A 13,370-nucleotide genomic window follows, 5' to 3' on the forward strand; every position below is an offset into this window, starting at 1 on the left:
GCAGACCAAACACTATGTTACAAGAGCGTATAATAACCGCCGACAGTGTTGCCATCAATTTTTTTAAAGGCGATGGCACAATGGATACCGTGGTTGTGGTAAAAATTATCCGCGATAAAAAAACTATAACCAGTTTAAGTAATGCAATCAGTGCATCAACTACAAAGCCTGATTTGAAATGTGGTTATGACGGGTCGTTGCATTTTTTTAAAAATAACATGGTATTACAGGATATCGATTTTAGAATGAACGATGCAACCTGTAAATATTTTACCTTTAAGCAGGCTGGAGAATTAAAGGCTACTGTGTTGTCTGATGAGGCAAGCCGCTTGTTGCAGGATATCCGGAGTAATGACGTACTTAGGTAAAAGCAGCCGTATAATTTATACCCAACGGGGAAGTAAAATGCCATTGGCAGGCAAGCTTTTAGCACGTTTTTTGTCAACGATTTTTACTGCCGGCATCGCCAATACGAGGTCAATAATTTTTTCCGTTTCGTCCGGAAAATAAATTTGCAATGCATTCTTTTCCTTCAGCCAGTTTTCAACTTTGTGCAGGTGCTTTTTCTTAAGACTTTTTATAACAGGCACACCCAGATCCTGTGCGCCGGCAGCGTTTAAATGTTGCTCGTATTGATGTTTCATAGGCACTACCAATAATTTCTTACCCATCTGTAATGCCTCCGCCGGTGTTTCAAAGCCAGCTCCACATATAACACCTTCACAGGTGGTAAAACTTTCTGTGAATTCAGCAGTGCTTACAGGCTTAATGCTGCAGTTGCCTGCGGTGTAAGATTTTTTAGTGTGTTTACTAAAAATCTGCCATTGGATATTTTTAAAGACGGATAAAAAAGCGATTAACTTTTTATCCGAATAAGCTGGCAGATAAACAGTATAATGACCAAGATTTTTTTTGGGGGCATTGCGAATTTCTCTTTTTATCACCGGCGTGAAGATATTTTCGCCATAAGGCTTAAAATGAAATCCTACACCGGTTTTACAGGGTGCATAATGTCTTAAAATCATGGTGCCGAAAAAGTCTTTAGATGCAGGTTTGGGGGCATCTTCGTGTAGTACGGCCCACTGATGGCTCATACCAATGCAGAGGACATTTTTTAACTTGCACGCCCAGGCGCTTACAGGTTCAAAATCATTTATAACAAGATCATAGTCTTCAACCGGAAGTGATTTTATTTCCGATAAAAACTTTTTCGACTGCATTTGCTTAAACGTTTTGTACATGTCTACGCCGCCCTTCTTGCCGAATATAAAACACAGTCCCTTCATTTTAAATTTAATGGGGTAATTAAGCCCTACATCTGCCTGGGTGCCGCTCAATAAAATGTCGAGGTCGCATTTTTTTTCTAAGAAGGGAATAATTTCATTGGCCCTGCTTACATGTCCATTTCCGGTGCCTTGGATGGCGTAGAGTACTTTCATAAAAATGTTTTAAGATGTAATCGCAAAATCCTGCATCATTATTTTAAACAACTCAGCCGTACGCAGGTATGCAGCTTCGTCTGTGTAGAAAGAATCTGTCAACTCCTGCACTAACTTATCTTCCTGGAAATAGTACACAGCCCATTTATTGTCGTCGTATTCAAGAGCAGTTAAATTCTCAATCCAGTCGCCGGAATTGAGATAATTAACGCTGCCATTGCCGGTATTGATTGTCCTGTTCGCCGGCTGGTGAATATGTCCGCACAATACATAGTCATAACCTTTCTCAATAGCAATGCTGGCTGCAGTTTCTTCAAAATTATTGATGTGCTTTACTGCACCTTTTACGGAATTTTTTATTTTTTTTGAGAGTGAAATTTTTCCTTTTCCCAATTTTTTGCTGATATAGTTAATGAATGCGTTAATGTAAATCAGTGTATCGTAACCAACGGCTCCCAGCTTTGCCAGCCATTTACTGTGTTGCATAATCACATCAAATACATCGCCATGAAAAATCCAACTACGTTTACCATCGCCGTGATGAATTACCATTTTATTTACAATGTGAAAATCTCCAACTGAAAAATGTTCAAAGCGGCGAAGCATTTCATCGTGATTGCCGGTAACATAATACACTTTTATGCCACGGCTAAGCATACTGGTAATTTGTTTAATCACCTGCATGTGTCCGGGAGGCCAATATTTTTTGCTAAACTGCCAGATGTCAATAATGTCTCCGTTTAAAATTAAAATGGCGGGATCAATCGTGGAGAGATAGCGGGACAATTCATTGGCACGGGAGCCATAAGTGCCTAAATGAACATCAGAAATTACAGCTACATCAAGTTTTCTTTTTATCAACGGATATAGTTTAATGTAAAGTTCACTGTACAATGTGTACTAATTGTAAACAGTACGTTACTAAAACCTTAATAATAATCTTGCGGGAAATGCAGTGGATGACCCTTTCGTAAAAGAAAAGATTCAAGTAAGTAGTTATTGATCTTTTTTAGACTCGAGCGTAAATCCAAAAGTAGTGCCTACATCAATTGCGCTGCGTACATGCATTGCCTGGTTATGGGCTTCGATGATATGTTTGCAAATAGCAAGCCCTAAGCCGCTGCCACCAACTTTACGGCTGCGGGCGAGATCGGTGCGGTAAAATCTTTCAAATATCCTGTCCAGATGTTCTTCAGCAATGCCGTTGCCGTCATCACTAATTTCAATTAAAATTTGTTTACCATCAATCTTGTAAGCACTTGCCTCAATGGTGCCATTTTGCTTGCCATATTTAATGGCGTTTTCTACCAGGTTAATCAGCACCTGTCTTATTTTTTCTTTATCAGCAAATACACTCAGCGGTACCTCGCAACCTTTTTTTATTACCATGCGTATCTGCTTTTTTTCTGCTTTTATCAACAGCGACTCATACACATCTTTTACCAGTTCCTGTATAACGAAATTTTCCTTGTACAGTTGTTGTTCACCACGTTCCAGTTTAGATATTTCATCCAGATCGTCCAGCAGGTTTACCAGCCTGTCAATATTCCTGGAGGTGCTGTTTAAAAACTTCATGTTTACTTCCGGGTTTTCCAGTGCTCCATTGATGAGTGTATCCACATATCCCTGGATGGCAAAAATAGGAGTCTTCAATTCGTGCGACAGATTTTGCAAAAATTCCTTTCGGTATACTTCGTTTTTTTTAAGTACTTCAATTTCTGCCTTACGCTGTTCGGCCCAGGTTTCTACATCTTCTCTTACTTCATCAATGCTTTTTTGAGGTAAAATATTTTTATAATAAAATTCTTCTCTTTTGCTTGCTTTTGTCTGGTAAATCAATTTGTAAATCAATTTTATTTTACGGTAAACAAAACGTTGTACCATAAATAAAATCATTCTATAGCTGCCCAAACAAATGATTATAAAAGAAAGAACAGGTACATACCAAACAGGATGAAAATAATAAATTGCAGCGCTGATGGGAGCTGCAATTATAAACGCGGTGATAGCTGAAAGTTGCTGTGGACTTAAATTTTTGGTAGAAAACATTTTTTACAATTACCTGTTTAAATATTTGGGATTAAACAAGTGTAAGTTAAACTGTTTTTATAGAAGAAGGGGAGTTGTGTCATGTAATCCGCATGACTAGCCGTAGCGTTACAATTCAAATTTATACCCGACACCTTTTACGGTGGTAATACAATCCAGATCAAGTTTCTGACGAATTTTACGGATATGTACATCAATTGTACGGTCGCCTACAATAACTTCAGTTCCCCAGACCTGGTTTAATATTTCATTGCGTAAAAAAACCTTTCCTGGTTTGGAGGCCAGTAAAGCAAGTAATTCAAATTCTTTGCGGGCCAGAATAATATCATTTCCCTGGTAGTTGATAATGTATTTTTCCCTGTCTATTTTTAGGTCACCCAGTTGTACAGCATCACTGCCTTCTTTATTTAATCTTCTGAAAAGTGCATTTACTTTACTGGTAAGTACCTTCGGGCTGATGGGTTTGGTCAGGTAGTCATCCGCGCCGGTTTCCAGGCCACGTACTTCTGTACCTTCATCGCTCAGAGCACTCAAAAAAATGATTAATGTTTCTTTAAAAGCCGGCTGCATGCGCAGAATATTGCACACATCAATGCCATTTTTGCCTGGCATCATAATATCCAGAATAATCAGGTCTGGATGATGTTTTTTAGCCTGGTCAAGCGCCTCATCGCCATTTTTTGCAGTTACTACTTCGTACCCTTCCTGTTGAAGGTTAAATTGTATGATCTCCAGAATGTCTGGTTCATCATCAGCAATTAATATTTTTTTAACATTACTCATACCTTTTTTCGATGCACAAAAGTAGTCTATCAGCTGAATATTGCATCAGCCACAAGGGATTCCGATATTATCAAATTGTTAACCGCATGCAGTAACTTTGCACTGCACCGTATTAAAATCAATCTTTAAAAAGAGTCAAGTATTTTTAGTCATCTTTGCAGTTGAATGTCTTTATGAAGAAATATTTTTTACCCATTATATTTTCCGTGCTCTTTTCGGATGTTTTTGGTTTGGCAGATTCTGTTGTTGTACCGATACAGCGCCAACGCAACCACGAGCGCATAAAAGAGGAGCAGGTTAAATGTGATAAGGCAGACGGAAAGCTGGATGGTATGATTAAGGTTTCTTCCAATGAAGAAGTTAATCTGCAGGTAACGGATGCGATATTCCGTAAAATAAAAGGTCTGCAGGATTTCATAGAAACAACCAGTAAAGTGCCTACTAATAATGAAAAGATACGCCAGTTAAATTATGTTCAGGAAGTGGTGTTAAATTTCAGATTGGAATGGAAAGCACATAAACTAAATCCGGTACTTGCTCCATTGCTGATCAATAATTTCGAAAAAATTCTGAGAGCCAATATCGACAGCCTGAGTATGGCTTCCATTATTGAAGAAGCACCGTACGAAATAGGTAAAATAAATACTGAAATATTTAAAGCAAATAAAGGTTACAACGAAAGTAAAAAAATCATTTATCTAAAGTTCTGCACGCTGAATCCGGATAAGATACTTTCTTCCATTCGCCCCTTTGTGAATGAGCCATTTGCAGACAGCATGGTGGTGTTGGCCAGTTTAAATAATCCCAAACAATTGTATGATTATGCCTCTTCCGGAAATTCTCCCGAGGCCAAATTAATCCAGAAAAATACCAACCCGCTGGTGACAGCTATTGTAAAAATCAGCCATACTCCCAATGCGTTGTTTTACTTTCCTTTTTTAGATGATATTATCAATGGCAAACAATCTATCGACAGCATAAAAAAGCTGATAGGAGATGGTGAAGAGCGAATGGACAATGTGGGGTATTTTAAATTACTGGTAAAAACGGAAATCAATTACCAGCAAAGGCTGATAGCAAAAGATACACCGGTAGCAATGTTTGGTGGAAACGGCTTAAGAGAAATGTTACAAACAAAAGCCATTAAATATTTTATAAATCCCATCAATGAATTGCACGAACAAAACAATTTGGCCATAAGGATGAAGGCAATTGAGCCTTTGTCTGCACAGGATTTGTACTATGTAATTGTAATGGGAGAAAACGACATTTATACTTCAAGTTACAAGCATAGTTTCGCCAGGTTGTTGCAAAAAATGGGAACGACGCCAAGAGGGGATGAACTGATGCTGAGTGTGAACATGGATTTCTTTAGGAAGTTTATAAAGATGGCGGCCAACTTTAACCAGCTGGATGTTTTTTTAAAAACAATGCCCCAGGATAAAGCGACTGTGCTGATGAAAGCGTTTGTTGCTAATCTTGACAAATCCAATAACCTGGAAGATGCCGTTGATGTGGCCGATAGTTACAGCAGTATTAAAGACACGGCTTTGTTACAAACAATTTTGAAAAATGTGAGCAACAATGAACAACGGAGCATGAACGATAACAATGGCAGGGGTAAAATAATTTATAGCCTGTTAAAAACAATTTTTCTTTCAGCTGACAGCAGCAATATTGATCTTACCAGCGAAATTGGTATTCCTTCCATTTATTCAGTAGAGAATAAGTACCTGGCTGATGACAGCGGTCGTATTGTGCAACAGGTATTTTTTTATGGTGATGATGATGGGAAAGCCAATTTTTCGGGATTTATGAATTCCTTCAATACAAAAGAATGGAAAGTAATTCAGCAGAAAGAGTGGGTTGAAATAAAATCATTGAAGGGAAGGAAAAAGGTATGGATATACGCCAACCTGCCTTTGGATAGCGATAAAAATTTGGATGATACAGCCCAGGCGCACTTAACCCGGTATTTGGAGAAAAAGGATATTGTTCCGTCTATCGTAATTCACAGGGGCCATAGTTACTGGTTGCCAGGCACCATAAACAGGATGGCAGGAAGCGCAAAAATAATTGTGCTGGGTTCCTGCGGCGGGTATAAAAACCTCAGTAAAATATTATCGATTTGCCCTGACGCTCACATTATATCCACCAAAGAAATTGGCAAAGGTGATATTAACCGGCCCATCATCAATTATCTTAACCAGGCACTTGTTTCAGGTAACACCATCGTATGGAAAGATATGTGGGCAGCATTAAACAAGGTTTTCTATGCCGATCCCAATAAAGAAGTGCGGGAAAGTTGGGACGATTATGTGCCGCCCTACCGCAACCTGGGAGCCATATTTATTAAAGCCTATAATAAAAAAACAGAACTGTAATAACAAATACCTGCAACATTTTAAATAATAAAGCACACAACCGGCACATGATGCACCGGCCGAATAATTAACTTTGCAAAATGAGCGAACAGGCTAAGGCAAAAACTATTTTCAATTTTTCATTGCTTCGAAGGGTATTTCAATTTGCCTCGCCCTATAAAAATAAGTTTTACTGGTCGCTTTTTTTAGCCGTTTTTTTAGCTGTAATTTCTCCAATAAGGCCGTGGCTGATACAACTTACAATCAACCGGGGGTTGCAGGCGGGGAATCATTTCTGGTTTTTAAAGGGTGCCGGCCCGGTAATAATCGGCATCACAGTTATCCAGGTGGTACTGCTGTTAATTGAAACTGCTTGCCGTTTTATTTTTACTTTTTTTACCGCGTCTCTGGGACAAAGCGTGGTGAAAGACATGCGGGTAACTACCTATAAAAAAATAATCAGCCTTAACCTTTCCCAGTTTGATAAAACACCTATCGGCACACTTACTACCAGAACTATTAATGACATTGAATCTATCAATGATATTTTCAGCGACGGGCTGATACCAATCATCGCTGACCTCCTGTCCATTTTTGCCGTACTTGCTTATATGCTTTTTATCAGCTGGAAATTAACCCTGATCTGTCTTGCACCATTTCCGGCATTGATTGTTGCTACTTATTATTTTAAAGAAAGTGTAAACAGGTCATTCATCCGTGTGCGCAATGCGGTAGCACAGCTGAACGCCTTTGTTCAGGAACATATAACGGGTATGGGAATAGTACAGGCTTTTGCCGCTGAAGACCGGGAGTTTAAAAAATTCAATGCTATCAATAAAGAACACCGCAACGCTAACGTAAAATCCATCTTTGCCTATTCTGTTTTTTTTCCCGTGGTGGAATTGGTTTCTGCACTATCCGTGGGTCTTTTGGTGTGGTGGGCAGCCAGGGAATCTTTGCATTTGCCTGACATAGAAAAGCCCGCCATTGCCGGGGTAATCACTTCTTTTATTTTGTGTTTAAACCTGTTGTTTCGTCCGTTAAGAGTTATTGCAGATAAGTTTAATGTTTTGCAAATGGGCATGATTGCAAGTGAAAGAGTATTTAAAATTTTAGACAATCCGGATGTAACAGACAATTCTTCAGCAAAAGGCATGGAGCAAAATGTGATAAAGGGAAGTATTGAATTTGACAAAGTTTGGTTTGCCTACAACGATAAAGATTATGTACTCAAAAATATTTCCTTCCACATAAAGGCAGGCGAAACTCTCGCCATTGTTGGAAATACCGGCAGCGGCAAAACTTCCATCATCAGCCTGGTAAACCGTTTATACCACATCCGTGAAGGAGCAATAACAATAGACGGGCAGAACATCGAATCCTATGATCTTTTTTATTTGCGAAGCCGGATTGCAGTGGTTTTACAGGATGTGTTTTTGTTCAGCAGCTCCGTATATGATAATGTTACCCTTCGAAATGACAGCATCAAAATGGAACAAGTGATAGAAGCCGCCAAAATGATAGGCATACATGACTTTATTATGCAACTGCCCGGTGGCTACAATTATAATGTGATGGAAAGAGGAGCAACACTGTCTTTAGGCCAGCGGCAATTGCTGTCATTTGTAAGGGCTTTATTATACGATCCTGCCATACTTATCCTGGATGAAGCCACTTCATCTGTAGATACCGAAAGCGAGCAGCTGATTCAGCATGCAATTGATAAATTAATTGCCGGCAGAACCTCCATTGTAATTGCGCACCGTTTGTCTACCATCCGCAAAGCAAATAAAATTATTGTATTGGACAAGGGTGAAATAATGGAAATCGGCTCCCACAATGAGCTAATTGCTAAAAAGGGTTTCTATTACCAACTGCATAAAATGCAATTCGAAAAACAGGAAGTAACAGACATCAAAATGTAGCAGTCACCTGATAGAGGAGAATCCCTTTAAAAATTGCTCGTCACCTGATTAATCATTTTTTTTATGAATTTTTTTATCCGGTGCTTTAATAAAAAATAATATCAGCCCTTTTAAGTAATCACATTTTGTGAAAAGATGCACCGTTTAAAGCATAATTAAAAAATATAATTTTATACAATAGGGCAGCGTGCACACAGTAAAAAAATACCCAATAATTTCTCTTTTCTCCTTCGCCATTTATCTGTTAAACCCCTATCTTTGCGCCAAATTTCAGGTACTATATGGCATTTAAGCGCTTCAAAACTATACTGGTATTGGCTTTTAGCACAGTTTTACTGTTTTCTTCCTTAAGTCTTATTGCGCAGGAAGGTGAAGTAAAAACCACCGAAGAACATGGAACGGAGAAAAAGGGTGAATTCAATGCCAAAGAGGTAATATTTGGTCATATCATGGATGCCCATGAATTTCATTTTTTAGAATTTGAAGGAAGTGATGGTCAAAAACACCCTGTTTCAATTCCTTTACCCGTTATTTTATACTCTCCTCAAAAAGGCCTGTCTTTTTTCATGTCTTCCGCATTTGAGCATGGCCATAAAGAAGTGAATGGATATAAGCTAAATGAAGATGGTAAAATTGAAGCCACAGAAGAAGGGGTAAAAGTATATGACTTTTCTTTAACCCGTAATGTGGTTCAAATGATTCTTGCTTTAACGTTGCTGGTTTGGCTGATGTTAAGTGTAGCCAAAAGTTACGGTACAGGTCAGGGTGTTACATCTGCACCCAAGGGCAAGCAAAATCTTGTAGAAGTGTTGGTTTCCTTTGTAAGAGATGAAGTAGCAAGGCCTAACCTGGGACATAAAGCAAATCAATATTTACCTTACCTGCTTACGGTTTTCTTTTTTATACTGATAAATAATTTGGTTGGATTAATACCAGGTACTGCTAATGTAACAGGTAATATCGCTTTTACAATAGTATTGGGCGTTATCTCTTTTGTGGTGATATTGGCCAGCTCAAACAGCCATTACTGGGGGCATATTTTTAACCCACCCGGAGTGCCTGGATTTGTAAAACCGATTTTGGTGTTGGTGGAATTTTTAAGCGTTTTTATTAAACCTTTTGCATTAATCATCAGGTTATTTGCAAATATGGTTGCCGGGCATATCATTATCATTTGCCTTATCTCCCTTATTTTCATTTTTGCACAAATACAACCTGCAATTGGATGGGGAGCTTCTCCCGTTTCGATTGCGTTTACCATATTCATCTATTTTATAGAATTACTGGTAGCATTTTTACAGGCCTTTATTTTTACCGTGCTTACTGCCGTTTTTGTTGGTCAGGCTTTTGAAGGCGAGCATCCGAAAGATGAACATCTTCCTGATGATGCGGTAATAGTTTAATAGTTTATTTTTTAATCAATATAAAACAGAAGTATGAGTTTAATGACCGTTTTTTTAGCAGGTGCTGGTGCGCTTGCTAACGCAGGTGGTGCTGTTGGTGCCGGTTTGGCAGCAATGGGTGCAGGTATCGGCATTGGCCAGATTGGTAAAGGCGCTGTTGAAGCCATTGCCCGCCAGCCCGAAGCCTCCAATGACATACGTGCAAACATGATTCTTGCAGCTGCCCTTGTTGAGGGTGCCGCACTGTTTGCAATCATCATTGGTTTCCTTGCAATGGTATTGTAAGCAAGTGTTTAAGTTTTATCAGCAGGTGTGTGCAATTGCATTTTATCTGTTTGATTAAAACTTTACAACTCTTTACTGCATCCAAAGTACAGGACGGAGGATGCAGTAATTTTAAAACTTCAGCACCTGTTATTATGGGGCTTTGGTACGACAAGTTGAATTGATAAAATCTTATAAATAAATACTCCCCCAGGGAGAATGGAGGGCAAAAAAAATGCAATTATTAACACCGGATCTGGGATTACTAATTTGGACACTGTTAGCTTTTTTAATCGTTTTCTTTATTCTGAAAAAATTTGCCTGGCCTGCTATTATCAAGGGGTTGAGCGACAGGGAAGCAAATATTGCCGGATCAATAGCTACTGCTGAAAAAGTAAAACTTGAAATGGCGCAGTTGAAAAATGAGAACGAAGCTTTTATGGTTAAAGCACGTGAAGAAAGAGCAGTTATGTTGAAAGAAGCCAAGGATACCAAGGATAAAATTATCAGCGAGGCAAAAGAACAGGCGAAAGAAGTGGCTGCTAAAATTGTAGCCGATGCGCAGGTGACTATCAATGAACAAAAGATGGCTGCTATTACAGACATGAAAAACCAGGTAGGTAAACTGGTGATTGAAGTAAGTGAAAAAATTCTGCGCAGGGAATTAGCTGGTAAGGCAGAGCAGGAAACTTACATAAAGCAATTGGCAGACGAAGCAAAATTTTAATTAATGGTTATTAAACGGGCAGCCAAAATGGTTTGGCAATCAGTTAATCAGCACATAAAGTAAACAATGAATAACCCACGTTTAGCAGGCAGGTACGCAAAAAGTCTTATTGATCTGGCAGCAGAATTAAATCAGGTAGACGATGTGTGTACAGATATGAAATTCGTGCAAAGTATTTGCAAAAGCAATCCTGACTTTGTATTGGTATTGCGCAGCCCGGTAATTAAGCCGGCTACTAAAGAAAAAATTATAGAATCCATCACAACGGGCAGGGTAAATAATACAACTGCCGCATTCATAAGGCTGTTGGTTCGCAAGGGAAGAGAAACAAATTTACCTGAAATTGCGAATGCGTATATAGATCAGTTCAATGTATCAAGAGGAATTCACCAGCTAAAGATAACAACTGCTGCACCCATCAGTGATGAATTGAAAAATGAAATTATTAGTAAGGTAAAGGCATCTACATCCTTCCAACATATTGAAGTTGAAACAGACATAAAGGAAGAACTCATTGGCGGGTATATGCTGGAAATGGAAGGTTCTTTAATTGACGCCAGTATTTTAAAAGACCTGAAGGATATTAAAAAACAATTTATGGACAACCAATACATCCATAAACTCAGATAAAACAACTTTTTAAAAATAAATAGTTATGGTACAAATTAAACCGGATGAGATTTCAGCAATACTCCGTCAGCAGTTAAGCAATTTTAATGCTGGTGCAAGTTTGGAAGAAGTAGGAACTGTTTTGCAGGTAGGAGATGGTATTGCCCGTGTATACGGACTGAACAATGTGCGCAGCGGTGAATTGGTGGAATTTGAAAACGGAGTAAAGGCAATTGCATTGAACCTTGAAGAAGACAATGTGGGTGTGGTACTCATGGGAGAAAGCAGTGAAATTAAAGAAGGTGCAAAAGTAAAGCGTACTAACAAGATTGCTTCTATCCGTGTGGGCGAAGGCATGAGCGGCCGCGTAATTAATACGTTGGGAGAACCGATAGACGGTAAAGGACCTTTACAGGGTGAACTATATGAAATGCCGCTGGAGCGTAAAGCACCGGGTGTAATTTTCAGGGAGCCTGTAAAAGAACCACTGCAAACAGGTATCAAAGCGATTGATGCAATGATTCCAATTGGCCGCGGTCAGAGGGAGTTGGTAATCGGTGATCGTCAGACTGGTAAAACAGCGATTTGCGTTGATACCATTATCAATCAGAAAGAATTTTATGCTGCAGGTAAGCCTGTTTATTGTATTTATGTAGCGATTGGCCAGAAGGCTTCAACCATTGCAGGTATCATGAAAACGCTGGAAGAAAATGGCGCGATGGCATACACAACGATTGTTGCCGCATCAGCTTCAGACCCTGCTCCTTTGCAATTTTACGCTCCGTTTGCGGGTGCAGCGATTGGTGAATTTTTCAGGGATACCGGAAGGCCGGCTTTGATTATTTATGATGATTTGTCAAAGCAGGCGGTGGCTTATCGTGAAGTTTCGTTGTTATTGCGTCGTCCGCCAGGCCGTGAGGCTTACCCGGGTGATGTGTTTTATCTGCATAGCCGTTTACTGGAAAGAGCTGCCAAGGTAATTGCAAGAGATGATATCGCAAAGCAGATGAATGATTTGCCTGAGTCTATCAAACATCTTGTAAAAGGAGGAGGTTCATTAACTGCTTTACCTGTTATTGAAACACAGGCCGGTGACGTATCAGCCTATATTCCTACTAACGTTATTTCTATTACGGACGGACAGATATTCCTGGAAGGTAACCTATTTAATGCAGGTATTCGTCCGGCTATTAACGTGGGTATTTCTGTTAGCCGTGTGGGTGGTAATGCGCAGATTAAATCAATGAAAAAAGTAGCTGGTACATTGAAGCTGGATCAGGCGTTATACAGGGAACTGGAAGCATTTTCGAAATTTGGTGGCGACCTGGATGCGGCTACAAAAAACGTAATTGATAAAGGTGCACGTAACGTGGAAATTTTGAAGCAATTGCAATATTCTCCAATGACTGTTGAAAAGCAGGTAGCTATCATTTACTTAGGTACACAGGGGTTGATAAAAGACGTTGCTGTTAAAAATGTAAAAGCATTTGAAGAACATTTTTTAATGGAAATGGAAAGTACAATGCCTGAATTATTGGCTGAATTTAAAAAAGGTAATTTGCCACAGGATGGCTTAAATAAAATGGGCGACCTTGCAAAAGGCTTGGCTGCTCAGTATAAATAACTGGCATAAAACTAATGAAATAACAAAAAGAGTTGCGAAGGCAACTCTTTTTGTTTGTAAGTCAAGGCTACTAATCACTGCCTTTTATACTGAAAACGATATTTTGCATATTTTCGACGAAAGGATTTGTTGATTTCATTTTCCTGTCTACCTTTACCAGAGAAATACGAATCGTACCCAGCCA

Annotated in this window: 12 protein-coding genes; 8 read left to right on the forward strand and 4 right to left on the reverse strand. The window is 39.1% G+C overall.

Annotation, left to right across the window (positions count from 1 at the left end; genetic code table 11):
- The first annotated feature begins 14 nt into the window (after positions 1–14).
- The gene (locus QWZ08_RS22700; RefSeq protein WP_290339880.1) at positions 15–368 is read left to right on the forward strand and encodes a hypothetical protein; all 354 of its coding nucleotides are present in this window, start codon (positions 15–17) and stop codon (positions 366–368) included.
- A 15-nt stretch (positions 369–383) separates the two neighbouring features.
- Here QWZ08_RS22700 and QWZ08_RS22705 read toward each other — a convergent pair whose 3' ends face one another.
- The 4 genes from QWZ08_RS22705 to QWZ08_RS22720 all read right to left on the reverse strand — a co-directional run bounded on the left by QWZ08_RS22705 (position 384) and on the right by QWZ08_RS22720 (position 4,271).
- Complete coding sequence (locus QWZ08_RS22705) at positions 384–1,439, reverse strand: glycosyltransferase family protein (protein WP_290339881.1); 1,056 nt, start codon at positions 1,437–1,439, stop codon at positions 384–386.
- A gap of 9 nt (positions 1,440–1,448) precedes the next feature.
- A complete protein-coding gene (locus QWZ08_RS22710; protein WP_290339882.1) occupies positions 1,449–2,300 on the reverse strand; it encodes a UDP-2,3-diacylglucosamine diphosphatase in 852 nt (283 codons plus the stop codon).
- Positions 2,301–2,435: 135 nt separating this feature from the next.
- Positions 2,436–3,488, reverse strand: coding sequence for a sensor histidine kinase (locus tag QWZ08_RS22715; protein ID WP_290339883.1), 1,053 nt, complete (start codon positions 3,486–3,488; stop codon positions 2,436–2,438).
- Positions 3,489–3,596: 108 nt separating this feature from the next.
- Positions 3,597–4,271: a response regulator gene (locus QWZ08_RS22720; RefSeq protein ID WP_290339884.1), complete on the reverse strand. Its 675-nt coding sequence runs from the start codon at positions 4,269–4,271 to the stop codon at positions 3,597–3,599.
- Positions 4,272–4,444: 173 nt separating this feature from the next.
- Here QWZ08_RS22720 and QWZ08_RS22725 point away from each other — a divergent pair, with 173 nt between their 5' ends.
- The 7 genes from QWZ08_RS22725 (at position 4,445) to atpA (ending at position 13,186) form a co-directional block, all read left to right on the forward strand.
- A complete protein-coding gene (locus QWZ08_RS22725) occupies positions 4,445–6,655 on the forward strand; it encodes a hypothetical protein (protein WP_290339885.1) in 2,211 nt (736 codons plus the stop codon).
- 80 nt (positions 6,656–6,735) lie between these two features.
- Positions 6,736–8,559 (forward strand): ABC transporter ATP-binding protein, encoded by a 1,824-nt coding sequence (locus QWZ08_RS22730; protein WP_290339886.1) that lies wholly within the window; start codon positions 6,736–6,738, stop codon positions 8,557–8,559.
- Positions 8,560–8,840: 281 nt separating this feature from the next.
- Positions 8,841–9,962 (forward strand): F0F1 ATP synthase subunit A, encoded by a 1,122-nt coding sequence (gene atpB, locus QWZ08_RS22735; RefSeq protein WP_290339887.1) that lies wholly within the window; start codon positions 8,841–8,843, stop codon positions 9,960–9,962.
- Between the two features lie 33 nt (positions 9,963–9,995).
- Positions 9,996–10,247 (forward strand): ATP synthase F0 subunit C, encoded by a 252-nt coding sequence (gene atpE / locus QWZ08_RS22740; protein ID WP_290339888.1) that lies wholly within the window; start codon positions 9,996–9,998, stop codon positions 10,245–10,247.
- A gap of 214 nt (positions 10,248–10,461) precedes the next feature.
- A complete protein-coding gene (atpF, locus tag QWZ08_RS22745; protein ID WP_290339889.1) occupies positions 10,462–10,953 on the forward strand; it encodes a F0F1 ATP synthase subunit B in 492 nt (163 codons plus the stop codon).
- 66 nt (positions 10,954–11,019) lie between these two features.
- Entirely contained in the window at positions 11,020–11,583 is a 564-nt protein-coding gene (atpH, locus tag QWZ08_RS22750) for an ATP synthase F1 subunit delta (protein ID WP_290339890.1), read from the forward strand.
- 25 nt (positions 11,584–11,608) lie between these two features.
- Positions 11,609–13,186: a F0F1 ATP synthase subunit alpha gene (gene atpA, locus QWZ08_RS22755; RefSeq protein ID WP_290339891.1), complete on the forward strand. Its 1,578-nt coding sequence runs from the start codon at positions 11,609–11,611 to the stop codon at positions 13,184–13,186.
- The last annotated feature ends 184 nt before the right edge of the window (positions 13,187–13,370 follow it).

Origin of the sequence: Ferruginibacter paludis (assembly GCF_030409685.1) — a bacterium.
Taxonomy (GTDB): Bacteria; Bacteroidota; Bacteroidia; order Chitinophagales; family Chitinophagaceae; genus Ferruginibacter; species Ferruginibacter paludis.